The organism is Streptomyces sp. NPDC094147 (assembly GCF_044764265.1).
Lineage (GTDB): Bacteria > Actinomycetota > Actinomycetes > Streptomycetales > Streptomycetaceae > Streptomyces.
On record NZ_JBIWHT010000022.1, the window covers coordinates 35,746 to 56,282 of the forward strand.

General features: G+C 71.7%; 19 protein-coding genes and 1 pseudogene. 19 read left to right on the forward strand and 1 reads right to left on the reverse strand.

The genetic code is table 11. The features are described 5' to 3' along the window. The first annotated feature begins 16 nt into the window (after positions 1 to 16). The 3 genes from ACIQ8J_RS26615 (at position 17) to ftsH (ending at position 6,322) form a co-directional block, all read left to right on the forward strand. The gene (locus ACIQ8J_RS26615; RefSeq protein ID WP_403275155.1) at positions 17 to 2,464 is read left to right on the forward strand and encodes a [protein-PII] uridylyltransferase; all 2,448 of its coding nucleotides are present in this window, start codon (positions 17 to 19) and stop codon (positions 2,462 to 2,464) included. A gap of 207 nt (positions 2,465 to 2,671) precedes the next feature. Next, positions 2,672 to 4,222, forward strand: a complete 1,551-nt coding sequence (gene ffh, locus ACIQ8J_RS26620; RefSeq protein ID WP_403275153.1) for a signal recognition particle protein — start codon at positions 2,672 to 2,674, stop codon at positions 4,220 to 4,222. Positions 4,223 to 4,477: 255 nt separating this feature from the next. Further along, the gene (gene ftsH / locus ACIQ8J_RS26625; protein ID WP_403275221.1) at positions 4,478 to 6,322 is read left to right on the forward strand and encodes an ATP-dependent zinc metalloprotease FtsH; all 1,845 of its coding nucleotides are present in this window, start codon (positions 4,478 to 4,480) and stop codon (positions 6,320 to 6,322) included. 38 nt (positions 6,323 to 6,360) lie between these two features. Here the strand turns inward: ftsH and ACIQ8J_RS26630 are convergent, their stop codons facing one another. Further along, positions 6,361 to 7,224, reverse strand: a complete 864-nt coding sequence (locus ACIQ8J_RS26630; protein ID WP_403275150.1) for an SAM-dependent methyltransferase — start codon at positions 7,222 to 7,224, stop codon at positions 6,361 to 6,363. Between the two features lie 197 nt (positions 7,225 to 7,421). On the opposite strand from ACIQ8J_RS26630, the gene proS reads away from it, so the two are divergent. The 16 genes and pseudogenes from proS (at position 7,422) to dprA (ending at position 20,461) form a co-directional block, all read left to right on the forward strand. Further along, the gene (gene proS, locus ACIQ8J_RS26635; protein WP_403275148.1) at positions 7,422 to 8,834 is read left to right on the forward strand and encodes a proline--tRNA ligase; all 1,413 of its coding nucleotides are present in this window, start codon (positions 7,422 to 7,424) and stop codon (positions 8,832 to 8,834) included. A 281-nt stretch (positions 8,835 to 9,115) separates the two neighbouring features. After that, a complete protein-coding gene (locus ACIQ8J_RS26640; RefSeq protein ID WP_403275146.1) occupies positions 9,116 to 9,715 on the forward strand; it encodes a hypothetical protein in 600 nt (199 codons plus the stop codon). Between the two features lie 232 nt (positions 9,716 to 9,947). Beyond that, entirely contained in the window at positions 9,948 to 10,385 is a 438-nt protein-coding gene (gene rpsP / locus ACIQ8J_RS26645; protein WP_053727931.1) for a 30S ribosomal protein S16, read from the forward strand. Between the two features lie 2 nt (positions 10,386 to 10,387). Beyond that, complete coding sequence (locus ACIQ8J_RS26650; RefSeq protein WP_005311361.1) at positions 10,388 to 10,627, forward strand: RNA-binding protein; 240 nt, start codon at positions 10,388 to 10,390, stop codon at positions 10,625 to 10,627. 126 nt (positions 10,628 to 10,753) lie between these two features. After that, positions 10,754 to 11,308: a ribosome maturation factor RimM gene (rimM, locus tag ACIQ8J_RS26655; protein WP_403275144.1), complete on the forward strand. Its 555-nt coding sequence runs from the start codon at positions 10,754 to 10,756 to the stop codon at positions 11,306 to 11,308. Continuing rightward, positions 11,308 to 12,129, forward strand: coding sequence for a tRNA (guanosine(37)-N1)-methyltransferase TrmD (gene trmD / locus ACIQ8J_RS26660; protein ID WP_403275142.1), 822 nt, complete (start codon positions 11,308 to 11,310; stop codon positions 12,127 to 12,129). Before rimM ends, trmD begins: the two co-directional genes overlap by 1 nt. 127 nt (positions 12,130 to 12,256) lie before the next feature. Continuing rightward, entirely contained in the window at positions 12,257 to 12,607 is a 351-nt protein-coding gene (gene rplS / locus ACIQ8J_RS26665; protein ID WP_350232925.1) for a 50S ribosomal protein L19, read from the forward strand. A 56-nt stretch (positions 12,608 to 12,663) separates the two neighbouring features. Continuing rightward, positions 12,664 to 13,437, forward strand: coding sequence for a signal peptidase I (gene lepB / locus ACIQ8J_RS26670; protein WP_403275140.1), 774 nt, complete (start codon positions 12,664 to 12,666; stop codon positions 13,435 to 13,437). After that, a pseudogene (lepB, locus tag ACIQ8J_RS26675) lies at positions 13,430 to 14,536 on the forward strand (signal peptidase I); the annotation flags it as partial. The gene lepB (ACIQ8J_RS26670) and the pseudogene lepB (ACIQ8J_RS26675), both read left to right, overlap by 8 nt. Further along, positions 14,442 to 15,428 (forward strand): signal peptidase I, encoded by a 987-nt coding sequence (lepB, locus tag ACIQ8J_RS26680; RefSeq protein WP_403275219.1) that lies wholly within the window; start codon positions 14,442 to 14,444, stop codon positions 15,426 to 15,428. The pseudogene lepB (ACIQ8J_RS26675) and the gene lepB (ACIQ8J_RS26680), both read left to right, overlap by 95 nt. Before the next feature lie 104 nt (positions 15,429 to 15,532). Continuing rightward, a complete protein-coding gene (gene lepB / locus ACIQ8J_RS26685) occupies positions 15,533 to 16,276 on the forward strand; it encodes a signal peptidase I (RefSeq protein WP_403275138.1) in 744 nt (247 codons plus the stop codon). Between the two features lie 4 nt (positions 16,277 to 16,280). After that, entirely contained in the window at positions 16,281 to 16,793 is a 513-nt protein-coding gene (locus ACIQ8J_RS26690) for an NUDIX hydrolase (RefSeq protein ID WP_403275136.1), read from the forward strand. 29 nt (positions 16,794 to 16,822) lie between these two features. Beyond that, positions 16,823 to 17,131 (forward strand): DUF2469 domain-containing protein, encoded by a 309-nt coding sequence (locus ACIQ8J_RS26695; protein ID WP_003965949.1) that lies wholly within the window; start codon positions 16,823 to 16,825, stop codon positions 17,129 to 17,131. 174 nt (positions 17,132 to 17,305) lie between these two features. Next, on the forward strand, positions 17,306 to 17,680 hold the full coding sequence (locus ACIQ8J_RS26700; protein WP_403275134.1) for a YraN family protein: 375 nt from the start codon (positions 17,306 to 17,308) through the stop codon (positions 17,678 to 17,680). 1 nt (position 17,681) lies between these two features. After that, a complete protein-coding gene (locus tag ACIQ8J_RS26705) occupies positions 17,682 to 19,298 on the forward strand; it encodes a YifB family Mg chelatase-like AAA ATPase (protein ID WP_403275132.1) in 1,617 nt (538 codons plus the stop codon). Next, positions 19,295 to 20,461, forward strand: a complete 1,167-nt coding sequence (dprA, locus tag ACIQ8J_RS26710) for a DNA-processing protein DprA (protein ID WP_403275130.1) — start codon at positions 19,295 to 19,297, stop codon at positions 20,459 to 20,461. The genes ACIQ8J_RS26705 and dprA overlap by 4 nt, the downstream gene beginning before the upstream one ends. The last annotated feature ends 76 nt before the right edge of the window (positions 20,462 to 20,537 follow it).

Sequence of the window (20,537 nt, forward strand, 5' to 3'; positions counted from 1 at the left end):
GGCAAGGAGCTGCTGGGTGACGAGCGTTGAAGCGAGTACCGAATCCTGTGACGGCGACTCGGAGCCCGGCGGCTACGCGGCGGCCCGGCTGCGTCTTCTCAACGAGAAGACGCAGTCCGGGCCGCCGCGCCGTGCGGCCCTGGCCGAGCTGACCGACGACTGGCTGGCCAGGATGTTCACCGTCGCCGCCGAAGCGGCCGGGGTGGCGGGCGCCTGCCTGGTCGCGGTCGGCGGCTACGGGCGCGGCGAACTCTCCCCGCGCAGCGACCTCGACCTGCTGCTCCTGCACGACGGGCGGGCCGACGCCGCGGCCGTCGCCTCCCTCGCCGACCGGCTCTGGTACCCGGTGTGGGACCTCGGCCTCGCCCTCGACCACTCCGTACGCACCCCGGCCCAGGCCCGCAGGACGGCGGGCGAGGACCTCAAGGTGCAGCTCGGCCTCCTGGACGCCCGCCATCTCGCGGGCGACCTCGCCATGACGGCCGCCCTGCGCACCGCCGTCCTCGCCGACTGGCGCAACCTCGCCGCCAAGCGCCTGCCCGAACTGGACGAGCTGTGCCGCGAACGGGCCGAGCGGCAGGGCGAGTTGCAGTACCTCCTCGAAGGCGACCTCAAGGAGGCCAGGGGCGGGCTGCGGGACGCGACCGCGCTCCGGGCGGTCGCCGCGTCCTGGCTGGCGGACGCGCCCAGGGAAGGGCTCGGCGAGGCCCGGCGCAGACTCCTGGACGTGCGCGACGCGCTGCACCTGTGCACCGGCCGCGCCACCGACCGCCTCGCCCTCCAGGAACAGGACGCCGTCGCGGCCGAACTGGAGCTCCTCGACGCCGATGTGATGCTGCGTCAGGTATCGGAGTCGGCGCGCGTCATCTCCTACGCCGGCGACGTCACCTGGCGTGAGGTGGGCCGGGTGCTGCGGGCCCGGTCCGCGCGGCCCCGGCTGCGCGGACTCCTCGGCGGCCGCACCGGCGCACCCGGGCGGACCCCGCTCGCCGAAGGCGTCGTGGAACAGGACGGCGAGGTCGTGCTCGCGCTGGCCGCCCGCCCCGAGAAGGACCCGGTCCTCCCGCTGCGCGCCGCCGCCGCGGCCGCCCAGTCCGCCCTGCCCGTCTCCCCGCACGCGGTACGCCGACTGGCGAGCGCGGCGCGGGCCCTCCCGTCGCCCTGGCCCGCCGAGGCCCGCGAACAACTCGTCACCCTGCTCGGCGCGGGGGAGCCGACCGTCCCCGTGTGGGAGGCCCTGGAAGCGGAAGGCCTCATCAGCCGGCTGCTGCCCGACTGGGAACGGGTCCGCTGCCGCCCGCAGCGCAACGCCGTGCACACCTGGACCGTCGACCGCCACCTGGTGGAGACCGCCGTGCGGGCCTCGTACCTGACCCGCCGGGTCGGCCGCCCAGACCTGCTCCTGGTCGCCGCCCTCCTGCACGACATCGGCAAGGGCTGGCCCGGCGACCACTCGGTGGTCGGCGAGACCATCGCCCGCGACATGGCGGCCCGGATCGGCTTCCCCGGTGATGACGTGGCGGCCATCGCCACGCTCGTACGCCACCACCTGCTGCTCATCGAGACCGCGACCCGGCGCGACCTGGACGACCCGGCGACCGTGCGCGCGGTCGCCGACGCGGTCGGCTCGACCGGCACCCTTGAACTCCTGCACGCCCTCACCGAGGCGGACGCGCTGGCCACCGGACCCGCCGCCTGGTCGTCCTGGCGCGGAGCGCTCGTCGCGGACCTGGTGAAACGCGCCTCGGCGGTCCTCGCGGGCGCGAGCGTCGACCCCGAACCCGCCGCGACCACCGCCGAACAGGAACGCCTCGCCGTGGAGGCGCACCGCACCGGCGGGCCCGTCCTCGCCCTGCGGGCCCGCGCCGACGGCTCCGACGAGCAGGAACCCCTCGGCGTGGAACTCCTCATCGCCGTCCCCGACCAGCCGCACGTCCTGCCCGCCACGGCCGGCGTCCTCGCCATGCACCGCCTCACCGTGCGCGCCGCCGAACTGCGCGCGGTCGAACTCCCGGATCTGGTCGGCGGCTCCGTACTCCTGCTGGACTGGCGGGTGGCCGCCGAGTACGGCTCGCTGCCGCAGGCCGCCCGGCTGCGCGCCGATCTGGTGCGGGCGCTCGACGGCTCCCTCGACATCGAAGGCCGCCTCGCCGAGCGGGAGGCCGCCTACCCGCGCCGCCGCGGCGTGCAGGCGCCGCCGCCCCGGGTGACGGTCGCCCCCTCCGCCTCCCACCACGCCACCGTCATCGAGGTCCGCGCCCAGGACGTCCCGGGGCTGCTGCACCGCATCGGGCGCGCACTGGAGAGTGCGGGCGTCCGGGTGCGCAGCGCCCACGTCTCGACGCTGGGGGCCAATGCGGTGGACGCGTTCTACGTGACGGACGGGGAGGGTGTGGTGCTGACCCCGGAGCGGGCGGCGGAGGTGGCGAGGGAGCTGGAGGCGGCGCTGGGGAAGCCGGGGTAGGCCGCTGCGCGGAGCCTCTTGCCCACCCCGCCCCTTCCCGAACCGGGGGCTCTGCCCCAGGTTCGCCGGTCCTCGAACGCCGGACGGGCTCGACGGGGCAGCGGGTGGGGGAAAGCGCCGCAGGCACCCCCCACGGCCCTCGCCGCCCGGGATACCCTGGGGGACGTTCACCCGACCGCCCCACGACGCCGAGGACCCGCGACCACCGTGTTCGACACCCTCTCCGACCGCCTTGCCGCGACATTCAAGAACCTCCGGGGCAAGGGCCGCCTGTCCGAGGCGGACATCGACGCCACGGCGCGCGAGATCCGCATCGCGCTGCTCGAAGCCGACGTCGCGCTGCCCGTAGTCCGCGCCTTCATCAAGCAGGTCAAGGAGCGCGCGTCGGGCATCGAGGTCTCCCAGGCCCTCAACCCCGCCCAGCAGGTCATCAAGATCGTCAACGAGGAGCTCATCGGCATCCTCGGCGGCGAGACCCGGCGCCTGAGGTTCGCCAAGAACCCGCCGACCGTCATCATGCTCGCGGGTCTCCAGGGCGCCGGTAAGACCACCCTCGCCGGAAAGCTCGGCAAGTGGCTCAAGGGCCAGGGCCACTCCCCGCTCCTGGTGGCCTGCGACCTCCAGCGCCCCAACGCCGTCAACCAGCTGAGCGTCGTCGCCGAGCGCGCGGGCGTCGCCGTCTACGCGCCCGAGCCGGGCAACGGGGTGGGCGACCCGGTCAAGGTCGCCCAGGACTCCATCGAGTTCGCCCGCTCCAAGCAGTACGACGTGGTCGTGGTCGACACCGCCGGACGCCTCGGCATCGACCAGGAGCTGATGCAGCAGGCCGCGGACATCCGCGACGCCGTCAGCCCCGACGAGATCCTCTTCGTGGTCGACGCGATGATCGGCCAGGACGCGGTCAACACCGCCGAGGCCTTCCGCGACGGCGTGGGCTTCGACGGAGTGGTGCTCTCCAAGCTCGACGGCGACGCCCGCGGCGGTGCCGCGCTCTCCATCGCGCACGTCACCGGCAAGCAGATCATGTTCGCCTCCAACGGCGAGAAGCTGGAAGACTTCGACGCGTTCCACCCGGACCGCATGGCGTCCCGCATCCTCGACATGGGTGACCTGCTCACCCTGATCGAGCAGGCGGAGAAGACGTTCAGCCAAGAAGAGGCCGAGAAGATGGCCTCCAAGCTGGCGTCGAAGAAGGGCCAGGACTTCACCCTGGACGACTTCCTGGCCCAGATGGAGCAGGTCAGGAAGATGGGCTCCATCTCCAAGCTGCTCGGCATGCTGCCCGGCATGGGGCAGATCAAGGACCAGATCAACAACATCGACGAGAAGGATGTCGACCGCACGGCCGCCATCATCAAGTCGATGACCCCGGCCGAGCGCGCCGACGCCACGATCATCAACGGCTCGCGCCGCGCCCGTATCGCCAAGGGTTCCGGCGTCGAGGTCAGCGCGGTCAAGAACCTGGTCGAGCGGTTCTTCGACGCCCGCAAGATGATGTCCCGGATGGCGCAGGGCGGCGGAATGCCGGGCATGCCGGGGATGCCGGGCATGGGTGGCGGCCCCGGCCGGCAGAAGAAGCAGATCAAGCAGGCCAAGGGCAAGCGCAAGAGCGGCAACCCCATGAAGCGCAAGGCCGAGGAGGCCGCAGCGGCCGCCGCCGCCGAGGCCAAGGCGCAGGGCGGGGCGCTCGGCCTGCCGGCCGCCGAGGCGCAGAAGAGCTTCGAGCTGCCCGACGAGTTCAAGAAGTTCATGGGCTGACCGTCCGCAGCGATCAGCGTGAGGCGCCTTCCGGAAGGTCCGGAAGGCGCCTCCGCCGTTTCCGGTCGACCCGGCGGCCCGGCATCGTGACGACCCGTCGGGCTCGCCCGGAATGCCCCATTAGTGCCGCTCTCCAATAATGGCGCGTACCGGCCATGAGGAGAGCACGTGCCCAGTTCCGTACCCCCGCGCGACCGCACCGACCAGCCGTGGCGTTCGGAGGGGGCGCCACCGCCGCCCGCGCCGAAGAAGAAGATGCCCGGCGGCTGGGGCCGGCTCATCCTCACCGCCCTGATCGTCTACCTGATCACCAACCTGATCCTGTCGTTCTTCAACAACGGCGACGAGCGGACGGTCTCGTACACCGAGTTCAGCAAGCAGGTCGCGGCGGGCAACGTCTCGAAGATCTACGCCAAGGGCGACGCCATCCAGGGCCAGCTCAAGAACAAGGCGCCGGTGCCGTCCGGCGAAGGCAGCGGCGACTACACCAAATTCACCACCCAGCGGCCGACCTTCGCCAACGACGACCTGTGGACCCAGCTGACCAAGCAGAACGTCACCGTCACCGCCGAGCCCGTCGTCGAGCACCGCAGCTTCCTGGCCAACCTGCTGATCTCGCTCGCGCCGATGCTGCTGCTCGTCCTGCTCTGGGTGTTCATCGCCCGGCGCATGAGCGCGGGCATGGGCGGCGGCGCCGGCGGCATGCTCGGCCGCAAGGCCCCGCCCAAACCGGTCGAGATGACCGGCGCGAAGCGCACCACCTTCGAGGACGTGGCCGGCATCGACGAGGTCGAGGGCGAGCTCAACGACGTCGTGGACTTCCTCAAGAACCCGGACGCCTACCGGGAGATGGGCGCGAAGATGCCCGGCGGCGTCCTGCTCGCGGGAGCGCCCGGAACCGGCAAGACGCTGCTCGCACGGGCGGTGGCGGGGGAGGCCGGGGTGCCGTTCTTCTCGGCCTCCGCCTCGGAGTTCATCGAGATGATCGTCGGCGTGGGCGCCTCGCGGGTACGCGAACTCTTCGCCGAGGCCCGCAAGGTGGCCCCCGCGATCGTCTTCATCGACGAGATCGACACGATCGGGCGGGCCCGCGGCGGCGGCTCCGGCATGGGCGGGCACGACGAACGCGAACAGACCCTGAACCAGATCCTCACCGAGATGGACGGCTTCTCCGGCTCCGAGGGCGTCATCGTGCTGGCCGCCACCAACCGGTCCGACGTCCTGGACCCGGCGCTCACCCGGCCGGGCCGCTTCGACCGCATCGTCCACGTCAGCCCGCCCGACCGGGGCGGCCGCGAGGCCATCTTGAAGATCCACACCCGGGAGATCCCGATGGACCCGGACGTGGACCTGGAGCACGTCGCCCGCACGACCCCGGGCATGACCGGCGCCGAGCTCGCCAACCTCGCCAACGAGGCGGCCCTGCTCGCCGTCAAACGCCAGCAGCGCCAGGTCACCCAGTCCGACCTCTCCGACGCCCTGGAGAAGGTCCAACTCGGCGCCGAACGGCCCCTGGTGATGCCGTACGAGGAGCGCCGCCGCACCGCGTACCACGAGAGCGGGCACGCGCTGCTCGGGATGCTCCAGCCCGGCGCGGACCCGGTCCGCAAGGTCACCATCGTGCCGCGCGGCCGGGCCCTCGGCGTCACCCTGTCCACCCCGGACGCCGACAAGTACGCGTACACCGAGGAGTATCTGCGCGGCCGGATCATCGGCGCGCTCGGCGGCATGGCGGCCGAGCGGACCGTCTTCGACGTCATCACCACCGGCGCCGAGAACGATCTCGAACAGGTCACCAACCTGGTCCGCGGGATGGTCGCCCGCTGGGGCATGAGCGAGCGGATCGGCCCGCTGACCGCGCTGCCGAGCGACGCCCAGCAGGCGTACGGGCTCTCGGCGGCGCCCGCCACCCTGGACGCCATCGCCGGCGAGATGCGCCGCATCGTCGACGAGTGCTACGAGACGGCGTGCCGACTGCTGCGCGAGAACCGCGCCAGGCTGGACGCGCTGGCGGAGGCCCTGCTTGCGAACGAGACCCTGGAGGAGGAGGCGGCCTACCGCGTGGCCGGCATCCCCCGCCCGGCGAAGGCGGGATCGTAGAACGCCTCAACTCCCTTGATCTGGCGACCGGTTGGGGCTCACGGCGTGCGGGCGATCAGATAGCGGAAGACGTTCGCCATCCACACCGTGCCGTCCCGCCGGACATGCGGGTGGAGCGCCTCGGCGAGCTCCTTCTCCACCTGTGCGGGGTCGGTGGCCCGAGCCGCCGCGTCGAACGCGCCCGTCGCCAGCAGGCCCCGAATCGCGCTGTCCAGGTCCGCGTAGCCGAAGGGGCACGCCACCCGGCCCGAGCCGTCCGGCCTGAGCCCGGCCCGCGCGGCCACGTCCTCCAGGTCGTCGCGCCGGCTCGGCCGCCAGCGCGCGGCGTCGCCCACCCGGCCGGTCAGCCGGGTCGCCACCCGCAGCACCGCCGACGTGGCACACCGCTCCGGCGGGCCCCATCCGGCGAGTACCACCGCACTGCCGTGCTCCGCGAGCGGAACCGCCGACTCCAGCGCGGGCACCAGACCCTCCGTATCACCGGCCGCACAGCCGACCGGCTCGAAGGCCGTGATCAAGTCGTACGGCGTATGACCCGGCCCGGCGGCGTCGGCGGGCCCGCCCGTCACCAGCCGGGTCGCACCGGCCCCCGGGGCGGCGTCCCGGCCGTGCCCGGACAGCAGCCGCTCACGTGCCAGCGCCAGCCGCGCGCCGCGCTCGGGGTGGTCGACCCCGGTCACCGCCGCCCCGCGCGAGGCCGCGATCAGCAGCGCGAGCCCGGAGCCGCAGCCCAGCCCGAGCAGCCGGGTGCCCGGCCCCACGTCGAGGCGCTCGTACGCCGCCTCGAAGAGGGGGACCAGCATCCGTTCCTGGATCTCCGCCCAGTCCCGCGCGCGCACGGAGGCGCCCCCGAAGGGGACCGAGGCCGTACGGGACTGATGCCGGACGAGCGTTGGTGTCATGGAAAGCGCCCCAATCCGCCGAGAGGTCAGCTGTGCCCTGATTGACAGCCCCCCGTGAATGTCCGTACGCACTTCCCCCGTATGCCAGGGAACTCCGCATCCCGCCCCGCGTCCAGAGGGTGGAGGGCAAAGCGCGGTGCCGGGGCGGCCGGAAGGCGATTCACGCTCCGGCACCCCTGCGCCGTACCATTCGCGCCATGGCAAAGGCACCCGTTCTCACGCCCCAGGCGGAAGACTTTCCCCGCTGGTACCAGGATCTGATCAACAAGGCCGAGCTCGCGGACAACGGTCCCGTGCGCGGCACCATGGTGATCCGACCGTACGGCTATGGCCTCTGGGAGCGGATGCAGCAGGAGATGGACGCACGCATCAAGGACGCGGGCGCCCAGAACGCGTACTTCCCGCTCTTCATCCCCCAGTCTTACCTGACTCGCGAGGCTGAGCACGTCGAGGGCTTCGCGCCCGAGCTCGCGGTGGTCACGCACGGTGGTGGCAAGGAGCTCGAAGAGCCCGTCGTGGTCCGCCCGACCTCCGAGACGATCATCAACGACTACTTCTCGAAGTGGGTCCAGAGCTACCGCGACCTGCCGCTGCTCATCAACCAGTGGGCCAACGTGGTCCGTTGGGAGATGCGCCCGCGCGTCTTCCTCCGTACGAGCGAATTCCTGTGGCAGGAGGGGCACACCGCCCACGCCACGTACGAGGACGCCCGCGACTACGCGGCGCGCATCCACAAGGACGTCTACGCCGACTTCATGATCAACGTCCTCGGCATCGACGTCGTGCTGGGCCGCAAGACCGCCAGGGAGCGGTTCGCCGGAGCCATCAACACCCTCACCCTCGAAGGGATGATGGGCGACGGCAAGGCCCTCCAGATGGGCACCAGCCACGAGCTCGGCACCAACTTCGCCAAGGCCTTCAACACCCAGTACCTGTCCAAGGACGGCAAGCAGGAACTGGTCTGGCAGACCTCCTGGGGCGTCTCCACCCGCATGGTCGGCGGGCTGATCATGTCGCACGGCGACGACAACGGCCTGCGGGTGCCGCCGCGGCTCGCCGCCGTCCAGGTCGTCGTCATGGCGATCAAGGGCGACGAGGCCGTCGCCAAGGTCCGCGAACTGGGCGACCGCCTCAAGGCCGTGGGCATCCGCGTCCAGGTCGACGACCGCGTGGACACCCCCTTCGGCCGCCGCGCCGTGGACTGGGAGCTCAAGGGCGTACCGGTACGCATCGAGATCGGCCCGCGCGACCTGGAGGGCGGCACCGCGATGCTGGCCCGCCGCATCCCCGGCGGCAAGGAGCCCGTCTCCATCGACGCGCTCACCGAACTGCTGCCCGCCGTCCTCGAAGAGGACCAGGCCACGCTCCTGAGGCAGTCCCGCGAGCGCCGCGAGTCCCGTACGAGCGATGTCGCCACCCTGGACGAGGCCGCCGAGGCCGCCGTCGCCGGCGGCTGGGCGCGCATCCCGTGGGCGACGCTGGGCCCCGAGGGCGAGGCCAAGCTCGCCGAACAGGCCGTGTCGGTGCGGTGCCTGGTCGCCGAGGACGGGTCGGTGCCCGAGGCCGACGACGCACCCGGTACGGTCGCGATCGTCGCCCGCGCCTACTGATGAGGACCCGGCCCGCCGCAGGTGGCGCACAAGCCACCGGGAGTCGGCCGAAACACCTCTTGCGCGTCCCCTGACAACAGTCGCTCCGGCGTGCAGACTTCCGCTACGCGCCGGGGCGTACGCGCCGCTACGTCATACCTTGGTGTGAGCTGTGAGCCTTCTCCGCAGATCAGCGCACCCGCCCTCGTCCGCACGCATCAATGCCAACTGACGGGTACGAGCAAATTATTTGGGATGCCCCGGAATAGGAACACAGCGGCACTGCGGCTCGTTGTCACGACGTGAGCACGACACCACCTGTTCTCGCCGCAGAGCTGGCACAGGCGTGGGCCGACATTCAGCGGTACCACCCCGAGCTGCCGGACCTAGCCGCGCCCGAGTCCCTGATCGGAGAGTCCTCGTCCGCCTGTGGCGCCGAGCTCTCCTTCGAGCGACTGCTCCATGAGGCAGTCCACGGCATTGCCGCCGCCCGCGGTGTCCGCGACACCTCCCGCGCCGGCCGCTACCACAACCGGAGATTCCTGGCGATCGCCGAGGAGCTCGGCCTCGACCACACGGAGGAACCGCACCCCAGCAGCGGCTTCTCCCTGGTCACGCTGAACGCCGAGGCCAGGCGCCGCTACCGGCCCACCATCGAACGGCTGCAGCGCGCGCTCAAGGCGCACACCGTCGCCACGGCCGCCGACACCAAGCGCTCCTTCCGCGGACCTGCCGCCCGGCACGGCTCCTCCGGTGGCGGCGTGCGGGTCAAGGCCGTCTGCGACTGCGGGCGCAACGTGCGCGTCGTGCCGTCCGTGCTCGCCCAGGCGCCGATCGTCTGCGGCGGCTGCGGCAAGCCGTTCCGCATCCCGGAGGGGGCGGAAGTGGTCGCCGTGGCGTAGCCGGCCCCGGGGCCGGCCCCCCAGGCCCCGGGGGAGCGATGTCCACCGGGGGTGCCCCACGGGCCCCCGGCGTGCGCACCTCAGGCGTGTGGCACAATGGCTAGCTGTACTCGACAGCCGCACAGGAACCCTCTCGCCTCCGGCTGACGCGTCCATCGGGCACTCCGAGTACCGCAACCCCACGTGGCATCTCATGTGCCCAACCACGTCAAGACCAGGAGACACCACTCCAGTGGCAGTCAAGATCAAGCTCAAGCGCCTCGGCAAGATTCGCCAGCCGCACTACCGCATCGTCGTCGCCGACGCCCGCACCCGCCGTGACGGTCGCGCGATCGAGGAAATCGGTCTGTACCACCCGACGTACAACCCGTCGCGCATCGAGGTCAACGCCGAGCGTGCGCAGTACTGGCTGTCCGTCGGCGCCCAGCCGACCGAGGCCGTCCTCGCCATCCTGAAGCTCACCGGCGACTGGCAGGCGCACAAGGGCCTCCCGGCCCCCGCGCCGCTGCTCCAGCCGGAGACGAAGGAAGACAAGCGCGCTTCCTTCGAGGCCTTCGCCAAGACCCTTGAGGGCGACGACGCCAAGGGTGAGGCCATCACCCAGAAGGCGAAGAAGACCGAGAAGAAGGCGGACGAGGCCGAGGCCGCCGCCGAGTCGACCGAGGCCTGAGCATGCTCGAGGAGGCTCTCGAGCACCTCGTGAAGGGCATCGTCGACAACCCCGACGACGTGCAGGTCGCCTCGCGCAACCTGCGTCGTGGGCGCGTGCTGGAGGTCCGGGTCCACCCCGACGACCTCGGCAAGGTGATCGGCCGCAACGGCCGCACCGCCCGCGCCCTGCGGACGGTCGTGGGCGCCATCGGCGGCCGCGGCATCCGCGTCGACCTCGTCGACGTGGACCAGGTCCGCTGACCAGTTGGTCGTTTTAGTTGGATGCGCCGGCTCGGGCCGGGGAGGGCCACAGGCCCGCCCCGGCCCGCAGTCGTATTCCGGGCCATAGTTGTACCAAGGCCGCAGCTGTCTGAAGGAGAAACAAGCGTGCAGTTGGTAGTCGCGCGGATCGGCCGCGCCCACGGCATCAAGGGCGAGGTCACCGTCGAGGTGCGCACCGACGAGCCGGAGCTGAGGCTCGGCCCCGGCGCCGTCCTCACCACCGACCCGGCGTCGGCGGGCCCGCTGACCGTCGAGACCGGCCGGGTGCACAGCGGCCGGCTGCTGCTGCGCTTCGAGGGAGTGCGCGACCGCAACGCCGCCGAGGCCCTGCGCAACACCCTCCTCATCGCCGACGTCGACCCGGCCGAACTGCCGGAAGAGCCCGACGAGTACTACGACCACCAGCTCATGGACCTCGACGTGGTGCTCGCCGACGGCACCGAGATCGGCCGCATCACCGAGATCACCCACCTGCCCTCGCAGGACCTCTTCATCGTGGAGCGGCCCGACGGCAGCGAGGTCATGATCCCCTTCGTCGAGCAGATCGTCACCGACATCGACCTGGAGCAGCAGCGCGCGGTCATCGACCCGCCGCCCGGCCTCATCGACGACAGCGAGGCCGAGATCGCCTCCGGCCGCGACGCCGAGGACGCCGGCTGATGCGGCTCGACGTCGTCACGATCTTCCCCGAGTACCTCGAACCGCTGAACGTCTCCCTGGTCGGCAAGGCCAGGGCCCGCGGCCGGCTCGACGTCCACGTCCACGACCTGCGGGACTGGACGTACGACCGCCACAACACGGTGGACGACACCCCCTACGGCGGCGGACCCGGCATGGTCATGAAGACCGAGCCGTGGGGCGCCTGCCTGGACGACGCGCTCGCCGACGGATACGAATCCGGGGCACACGGCCCGGTCCTGGTCGTCCCCACGCCCAGTGGCCGCCCCTTCACCCAGCAACTCGCCGTCGAACTCTCCGAACGGCCCTGGCTGATCTTCACGCCCGCCCGCTACGAAGGCATCGACCGCCGCGTCATGGACGAGTACGCGACCCGGCTGCCGGTGTACGAGGTCTCCATCGGCGACTACGTACTGGCCGGAGGCGAAGCCGCCGTCCTCGTGATCACCGAGGCCGTGGCCCGGCTGCTGCCCGGTGTCCTCGGCAACGCCGAGTCCCACCGCGACGACTCCTTCGCGCCCGGCGCCATGGCAAACCTCCTCGAAGGCCCCGTCTACACCAAGCCCCCCGAGTGGCGCGGCCGGGGCATCCCGGACGTCCTCCTCAGCGGCCACCACGGCAGGATCGCCCGCTGGCGGCGCGACGAGGCGTTCAAGCGCACCGCCCTCAACCGGCCCGACCTGATCGAACGTTGCGAGGCCTCCGGCTTCGACAAGAAGGACCGCGAGACCCTCTCGATCCTCGGCTGGGCCCCCGAGCCCGGCGGCCGATTTTGGCGCAGGCCGCAGGCCGTGGAAGAATAGGCCGCTGCTGTACGCCCAGCCGGCGCCCCTGCCACAGGGGGAACGACGCCCGCCCGCGCGCACAGCACCCCCAACTCATCTCGAATTCCGCTGATGACCTGTGGCATCGGCGAGGAAGCAGTCAGACATGGCAAGCCTGCTCGACTCCGTCAACGCAGCCACGCTGCGCAGCGACGTCCCGGCCTTCCGCCCGGGTGACACCGTCAACGTCCACGTCCGCGTCATCGAGGGCAACCGCTCCCGTATCCAGCAGTTCAAGGGCGTAGTCATCCGCCGCCAGGGCGCCGGTGTCTCCGAGACCTTCACGGTCCGCAAGGTCTCCTTCTCCGTCGGCGTCGAGCGCACCTTCCCGGTGAACTCCCCGATCTTCGAGAAGATCGAGGTCGTGACCCGCGGTGACGTCCGTCGCGCCAAGCTCTACTACCTCCGTGAGCTGCGCGGCAAGGCCGCGAAGATCAAGGAGAAGCGCGACCGCTGAGCCCCGGCTCACACCCGCGTACGGGCCTGACGGCAGCCGGATAAGCTCTGGCCCCGATGGACACCGAAGCACAGCACACGGAGCGCGACCCTTCCGCCACCCCCGATCCGGGGCCCGCGGAACGGTCGCGCTCCGCGCGTTTCACCGCCCTCTCGGGCCACCTCGACGGGCCCTGGCGCAAAGCCGCGGCGCTGCTCACCATCTGCGTGGTCTTCCTGCTCCTGCTGAGCCACTTCGTCGTGCAGCCCTTCCTCATCCCCAGCGGCTCCATGGAACCGACCCTCCAGGTCGGCGACCGGGTCCTGGTCGACAAACTCGCCTACCGGTTCGGCGGCACCCCGGCGCGCGGCGACGTCGTCGTCTTCGACGGCCGCGGCTCGTTCGTACAGGAAGGGGACGAGGGGAACCCGCTGGGGCGTGCCGTGCGTTCAGCAGGAGCGGCGCTCGGGCTGACCGAGCCGGCCGGGACCGACTACGTCAAGCGCGTCGTCGGCGTCGGCGGGGACCGGGTGGTCTGCTGCGACAAGCGGGGGAGGATCCAGGTGAACGGCACAGCGGTCGACGAGCCCTACCTGTACCCGGGCGACGCCCCCTCCCAGGTGCCCTTCGACATCGTCGTGCCCGACAACACGCTGTGGGTCCTCGGCGACCACCGCTCCCGCTCCAGCGACTCCCGCGACCACCTCGGCGAACCCGGCGGCGGCATGGTGCCGGTGGACCGGGTGATCGGGCGGGCCGACTGGATCGGCTGGCCGTTCGGCCGGTGGACCTCGGTGGGCGGCTCCGACGCCTTCGCGGGCGTACGGAGCGCGGGCGGGGGACATGGGTAATCGCGGGCGGCCGCGCTCCACCGCCCCCGCCCACGACCAGCCGCTGCCCACCGGCACCCGGCCCACGAGCCCCGCACCCGACCCGGGCCGTCGCGGCCAGGCCGGCCGCGCCGAGCGCCGCAGACTCGCCCGCAAGGTCAAGCGGCGCAGACGCCGGTCCGCGGTGCGCGAGATACCCCTCCTGATCACTGTGGCGCTGCTCATCGCGCTCGTACTGAAGACCTTCCTGGTGCAGGCCTTCGTGATCCCGTCCGGCTCGATGCAGCAGACGATCACCATCGGCGACCGGGTCCTGGTCGACAAGCTCACCCCCTGGTTCGGCTCCACGCCGCAGCGGGGCGACGTCGTGGTGTTCAAGGACCCCGGCGGCTGGCTCAGGGACGAGAAGAAGACGGCCCCCGGCGAGGACCCCGTCGTCGTCAAGCAGGTCAAACAGGGACTCACCTTCATCGGCCTGCTGCCCTCCGACAACGAGCAGGACCTGATCAAGCGCGTCATCGGGGTCGGCGGCGACACCGTGAAGTGCTGCGACAAGGACGGCAGGGTCAGCGTCAACGGCGTACCCCTGGACGAGCCCTATGTCTATGTGGCCCCCGGCGATCCGACCCGCATCATCCAATTCGAGGTAAAGGTTCCCCCGGGCCGGCTCTTCGTCATGGGCGACCACCGGTCCAACTCCGCGGACTCCCGGTACCACCTTGACGACGGTCACCAGGGCACCGTCTCCGAGGGCGGCGTGGTGGGCCGCGCAGTGGTCATAGCCTGGCCTTTCTCGCACTGGCGCAGGCTTCAGGAGCCGCCCACGTTCGGCTCGGTGCCCGCCGCGCCGGGCGGCTCGGCACTGCCCGCGTCGAATAGGGTGTCGTCCCGGGATCCGGCGGCGGATCCGGACCGAGCGACCCAGCCCCCGACCCCTGCGGAACTCCCGCTCGTTATGGGAGTGGTGGGCCTGAGCCTTGTACGGGCCAGGCGGTGGCACAGAGTGAGGAGTGGATGTGGGGGATTTGGCGGTCGGCGCACGATCCGGACGCGAAGAGCCGGAGGAGCGGCCGGAGCACGAGCTCGCCGATTCCTCCCCGGGACCAGTCGCGGGAGCGGGCTCCGGGCCACCCGCGAACGGAACCCCGCCCGTGGTGCCCGCGCAGGACAGCGGACCGGGCAACGGCGGACCCGGCGACGAAGGACCCCGTGAGGGAGAAGGCCGCACCCCCAGGAAGGCGCGTTCCTTCTGGAAGGAACTGCCGCTCCTCATCGGCATCGCCCTGGTTCTGGCCCTGCTGATCAAGACGTTCCTGGTGCAGGCCTTCTCCATCCCCTCGGACTCGATGCAGGACACCCTGCAGCGCGGCGACCGGGTGCTTGTCGACAAACTGACCCCGTGGTTCGGCGCCGAGCCGCAGCGCGGCGAGGTCGTCGTCTTCCACGACCCGGGCGGCTGGCTGGACGGCGAGCCCACCCCGAACCCGAACGCGGCGCAGAAGTTCCTCAGCTTCATCGGCCTGATGCCGTCCGCCGAGGAGAAGGACCTGATCAAGCGGGTCATCGCGGTCGGCGGCGACACCGTGGAGTGCAAGAAGGGCGGGCCCGTCATGGTCAACGGCCACGCCCTGAAGGAGCCGTACATCTACCCGGGCGACAGCGCCTGCGACGACATGCCGTTCGGGCCGCTGAAGGTGCCGGACGGGCGGATCTGGGTGATGGGCGACCACCGCCAGAACTCGTTGGACTCCCGCTACCACCAGGAACTGACCGGTGGTGGCACGGTCTCCACCGACGAGGTCGTCGGCCGCGCCTTCACCATCGCCTGGCCGCTCAACCGCCTGGACTGGCTCGGCGTCCCCGACACCTTCGACCAGCCCGGCCTGAGCGCGATGGGCACGGGCGCGCCCGCCGCCCTCGGCCTCGTCGGCGCGGTGCCGATGGTGCTGTGGCGCCGCCGCAAGCTCCTTCAAACGCGGGTCAAGGCGGAAAGCCCGGTCGCCAAGGGCTGACCCGCGGGCGTACCGCCGGGTAGGGTGCGGTCCCGGATTGTCGATCTCCGGGGCCCCGGGGTGCGTCGCGCACCCCGGGGCGCTGCCGGAAAGGGAGCGCAGCGATGAGCGGTAACGGACTGGACCACGACGGCCACGGCCGCGGTCTCGGCAGTGTGCTGTCGGGCCTGGCCGTGGCCGTCGGCTGTGTGCTCTTCCTCGGCGGCTTCGCCTGGGGCGCCGTGCAGTACAAGCCGTACACCGTGCCCACCCAGTCCATGTCGCCGACCGTCAAGGCCGGGGACCGGGTGCTGGCCCAGCGGATATCCGCGGGCGATGTCCGGCGCGGCGACGTCGTGGTCTTCAAGGACGCGACCTGGGGCGACATGCCCATGGTCAAGCGGGTCGTGGGCGTCGGCGGCGACCGGGTGGCCTGCTGCAGCAAGGACGGCCGACTGACCGTCAATGGCAAACCGGTCGAGGAACCGTATCTGCACGGCATGAACCCCGCCTCCGGCACCCCCTTCGACGCCAAGGTCCCGGCCGGGCAGGTCTTCCTCCTCGGCGACAACCGCCTGGTCTCGCTCGATTCCCGCGTCCACCTGGACGACGCCGCCCACGGCTCGGTCCCGCTGTCCGCCGTGACCGCCCGCGTCGACGCCATCGCCTGGCCCATGGACGGCATGCTGGCGCGCCCCTCGGGCTTCGAGGCGCTGCCCGATGGCATCTCGCAGCCGGGCCCGCTGAAACTGGTCGCGGGCGCCGTGGTGGCCGGTGCGGTACTGATCGTGGCCGGAGCCGCCTACGGGCCGGTCGCCGGGCTCGCCCGCCGCCGCCGGGCGAGGGCCGCGTCGCCCGCCGGGAGGTGAACCGGTGACCGAACCGCGCAAGGTCGCCCGGGTCGTCCTGCTCGACCCGCAGGACCGCATCCTGCTCATGCACGGATACGAGCCCGAAGACCCCGCCGACACCTGGTGGTTCACCCCCGGCGGCGGCCTGGAGGGCGACGAGACCCGCGCCGAGGCCGCCCTGCGCGAACTGGCAGAGGAGACCGGGATCACAGACGTCGAGCTCGGCCCCGTGCTGTGGCAGCGCAGGTGCTCGTTTCCCTTCGACGGGCGCCGCTGGGACCAGGACGAGTGGTACTACCTGGCACGTACCACCCAGACCGAGGCCACCCCGACCGGCCTGACGGAGCTGGAGCTGCGCAGTACCGCGGGCTTGAGGTGGTGGACCTCCGCCGAACTGTCGGCGGCGCGTGAGACGGTGTACCCGACCAGGCTCGCCGAGCTGCTGCGCACGCTGCTCGACGAGGGTCCTCCGCATGCGCCGGTGATCCTGGCCCCGGAAATCGTCCAGGGGCCCAGGGAGGCTGACGCACAATAGGGGGACGCACGGCTGAAGGGGAACATGCCATGAGCGCCGAGGACCTCGAAAAGTACGAGACCGAGATGGAGCTGAAGCTCTACCGGGAGTACCGCGACGTCGTCGGTCTGTTCAAATACGTGATCGAGACCGAGCGGCGTTTCTACCTCACGAACGACTACGAGATGCAGGTGCACTCGGTCCAGGGCGAGGTGTTCTTCGAAGTGTCGATGGCGGACGCCTGGGTCTGGGACATGTACCGGCCGGCCAGATTCGTCAAACAGGTGCGGGTCCTCACATTCAAGGACGTGAACATCGAGGAGCTGAACAAGAGCGACCTCGAACTGCCGGGCGGCTGAGTCTTTCCGCGCCGAGGACGCTGAATCCGCCCCGCGAGCGGGCGGCCACCCGGATCGCCCCCGGGGCGGAACCACCCCTTCGGGCGGCGGGGTTTTCCACAACCGGAGAGTTGTCCACCAAGATCCACTCCCGGGCGGCGGATGCGTGACAGTCGGTACCGGAGGTGGTGCCGGATGAACGCTCGCGGAGCACTCGGAAAGTACGGCGAAGACCTGGCGGTACGGCTGCTGGAAGCCGCCGGAATGACAGTCCTGGAACGCAACTGGCGATGCGGCAGGACCGGCGAGATCGACATCGTCGCCCACGACACGTCCCCCAGCGGACCCGTGCTCGTCATCTGCGAGGTCAAGACCCGCAGGACCAGCGCCTACGAACACCCCATGGCGGCCCTCACCCCCACCAAGGCCGACCGCCTCAAACGCCTCGCCGGCCACTGGCTCGCCGAGCACGGGGGACCACCGCCCGGCGGCGTACGCATCGACCTCGTCGGGGTCGTGCTGCCCCGCAAGGGCGCCCCGCAGGCCCAACACGTGCGGGGGGTGGCCTGACATGGGATTCGCCCGCACCTGCTCGGTCGCCCTCGTCGGCGTCGAAGGAGTCGTCGTAGAGGTCCAGGCCGACCTCGAACCCGGCGTCGCCGCCTTCACCCTCGTCGGACTCCCCGACAAGAGCCTCGTCGAAAGCCGCGACCGCGTCCGCGCCGCCGTCGTCAACTCCGGCGACACCTGGCCCCAGAAGAAACTCACCGTCGGACTCAGCCCCGCATCCGTCCCCAAGAGCGGCTCGGGCTTCGACCTGGCCGTCGCCTGCGCCGTCCTGGGCGCGGCCGAACGCATCGACCCACGACAACTCGCCGACCTCGTCATGATCGGCGAACTCGGCCTCGACGGACGAGTACGCCCCGTGCGCGGCATCCTGCCCGCCGTCCTCGCCGCCGCCGAAGCGGGCTACGAACACGTCGTCGTGCCCGAACAGACCGCCGCGGAAGCCGCACTCGTCCCCGGCATCTCCGTCCTCGGCGTCCGCAGCCTGCGCCAACTCGTCGCCGTCCTCACCGACGAACCCGTACCCGAAGAAGAACCCGCCGAAGAAGGCCGCCCCGACGCCATGCTCGCCGGACTCATGGTGCCCGGCGCGGGCGCCGGCACCGGACTCACCGCCGGCCTCAACGAGCGCGAACTCGACCTCATCGACGTCGCAGGCCAGCACGCCGCCCGCGCCGCCCTCGAAATCGCCGCAGCAGGCGGCCACCACCTGCTCCTCTCCGGACCCCCGGGCGCCGGAAAAACCATGCTCGCCGAACGGCTGCCCGGCATCCTGCCGCCCCTCACCCGACAGGAATCCCTCGAAGTGACCGCCGTCCACTCGGTCGCCGGCATCCTCCCGCCCGGCGAACCCCTGGTACGCCGAGCCCCCTACTGCGCCCCGCACCACTCCGCCACCATGCAGTCCCTCGTCGGCGGCGGCAACGGCATCCCGCGCCCCGGCGCCGTCTCCGTCGCCCACCGCGGAGTGCTCTTCCTCGACGAAGCCCCCGAATTCACCGGCAAAGCCCTCGACGCACTCCGCCAGCCACTCGAATCCGGACACGTCGTCATCGCCCGCAGCGCCGGAGTCGTCCGCCTCCCCGCCCGCTTCCAGATGGTCCTGGCCGCCAACCCCTGCCCCTGCGGCAGACACACCCTGCACGGAGCGGGCTGCGAATGCCCCGCCTCCATGATCCGCCGCTACCAGGCACGCCTCTCCGGCCCCCTCCTCGACCGCGTCGACCTACGCGTCGAAGTCGAACCCGTACGCCGCGAAGACCTCCTAGGCGGAGGCGGCCGTGGCGAAGCAAGCGCCGCCGTCGCCCAACGCATCCTCGCCGCCCGGGAACGCACCGCCGCCCGCCTCCACGACACCCCCTGGACCAGCAACAGCGAAGTCCCCGGACACGAACTGCGCACCCGCTGGCTCACCGCCCCCGGCGCCCTCACCGGCGCCGAACGCGACATGGAACGCGGACTGCTCACCGCCCGCGGCCTCGACCGCGTGCTGCGCGTCGCCTGGACCATCGCCGACCTCGCCGGAGACGACCGCCCCGACCAGGGCCACGTCGCCCTCGCCCTGGAACTGCGCACCGGCATCTCCCGCGGCGCCCCCATGCCGACCGGGAGCACCCCGTGAACACCGCGGCGGCCGGAGCCCAACGCCTCGCCAGAGCCGCCCTGACCCGCGTCATCGAACCCGGCGACGAACGCGGCGGCCGCTGGCTGCGCACCTACGGCCCCGTCGAGCTGATGCGCCGCCTCACCGCACCCCAGGGCCCCGAGGACGAACTGCCCGGCGCCGGCCCCGCACGACTCGAAAGCCACCGCCGCCGGGCCGCCGCGGCCGACCCCGAACAAGACCTCGCGACCGCCGCCGCGGCAGGCGCCCGCTTCCTCGTCCCCGGCGACGAGGAATGGCCACGGCAACTGGACGACCTGGCGGACGCACGCCCCGTCGGACTCTGGGTGCGGGGCCACCCCGACCTGCGGATGTGGGCGCTGCGCTCGGTCGCCGTCGTCGGCGCCCGAGCCTGCACGCCCTACGGAGCCCACATGGGTGCCGTGCTCGGCTCCGGCCTCGCCGAAAAAGGCTGGGTCGTGGTCTCCGGTGCGGCCGCGGGCATCGACGGCGCCGTCCACCGCGGCACCCTCGCCGCAGGCGGAGCCACCATCGCCGTCCTCGCCTGCGGAGTCGACGTCGTCTACCCGCGCGGGCACGCCGAATTGATCGGACGCATCGCCGAACAGGGTCTCCTCATCGGTGAATTACCGCCCGGCGACCATCCGACACCCAGCAGATTCATCCTGCGCAACCGCGTCATTGCCGCCCTCACCAGAGGAACCGTCGTCGTGGAAGCCGAATACCGCAGCGGCTCCCTCGTCACAGCCCGCGCCGCACAGAGACTCGGCCGCTTCACCATGGGCGTACCCGGCCCGGCCACCAGCGGACTCTCCGCCGGAGTGCACGAACTCCTGCGCGGCGAGGGGGTCCTGGTCACCGACGCCGCGGAAGTGGTCGAACTCGTCGGGGACATGGGCGAACTCGCCCCCGCCCGCCGCGGCCCCGTACTGCCCCGCGACCTCCTCGCCCCCGGCGCCGCCCGGGTACTGGAAGCCCTCCCCGCGCGCGGCACCGCGGCCGCCCGCGACCTCGCCCGCGAAGCCGGCACCAGCACCGACGAAGCCCTCGGCAGACTCTACGAACTCCACTCCCTCGGCTTCGTCGAACGCGTGGGCGACAGCTGGAAGTTGACGGCCGACGCGCTGCGCCCGGCGGGCGCGCGGCGAGGCGGTGCTTGACCTGGGGCATTCGGGTGACAGGGTGAGAGCCTGAGTCTGACACCCAGTCCGGATCGGCCCGCGCTGCCCGGCGCGT

Coding starts and splice junctions, on each gene's coding strand:
- proS (WP_403275148.1), top strand. CDS start 7,422: ATGGCAAAGGCACCCGTTCTCACGCCCCAGGCGGAAGACTTTCCCCGC.
- ACIQ8J_RS26695 (WP_003965949.1), top strand. CDS start 16,823: ATGAGCGCCGAGGACCTCGAAAAGTACGAGACCGAGATGGAGCTGAAG.
- ftsH (WP_403275221.1), top strand. CDS start 4,478: ATGCCCGGCGGCTGGGGCCGGCTCATCCTCACCGCCCTGATCGTCTAC.
- lepB (WP_403275138.1), top strand. CDS start 15,533: ATGAGCGGTAACGGACTGGACCACGACGGCCACGGCCGCGGTCTCGGC.
- ACIQ8J_RS26700 (WP_403275134.1), top strand. CDS start 17,306: ATGAACGCTCGCGGAGCACTCGGAAAGTACGGCGAAGACCTGGCGGTA.
- ACIQ8J_RS26630 (WP_403275150.1), bottom strand. CDS start 7,224: ATGACACCAACGCTCGTCCGGCATCAGTCCCGTACGGCCTCGGTCCCC.
- ACIQ8J_RS26705 (WP_403275132.1), top strand. CDS start 17,682: ATGGGATTCGCCCGCACCTGCTCGGTCGCCCTCGTCGGCGTCGAAGGA.
- trmD (WP_403275142.1), top strand. CDS start 11,308: ATGCGGCTCGACGTCGTCACGATCTTCCCCGAGTACCTCGAACCGCTG.
- ACIQ8J_RS26650 (WP_005311361.1), top strand. CDS start 10,388: ATGCTCGAGGAGGCTCTCGAGCACCTCGTGAAGGGCATCGTCGACAAC.
- lepB (WP_403275140.1), top strand. CDS start 12,664: ATGGACACCGAAGCACAGCACACGGAGCGCGACCCTTCCGCCACCCCC.
- rplS (WP_350232925.1), top strand. CDS start 12,257: ATGGCAAGCCTGCTCGACTCCGTCAACGCAGCCACGCTGCGCAGCGAC.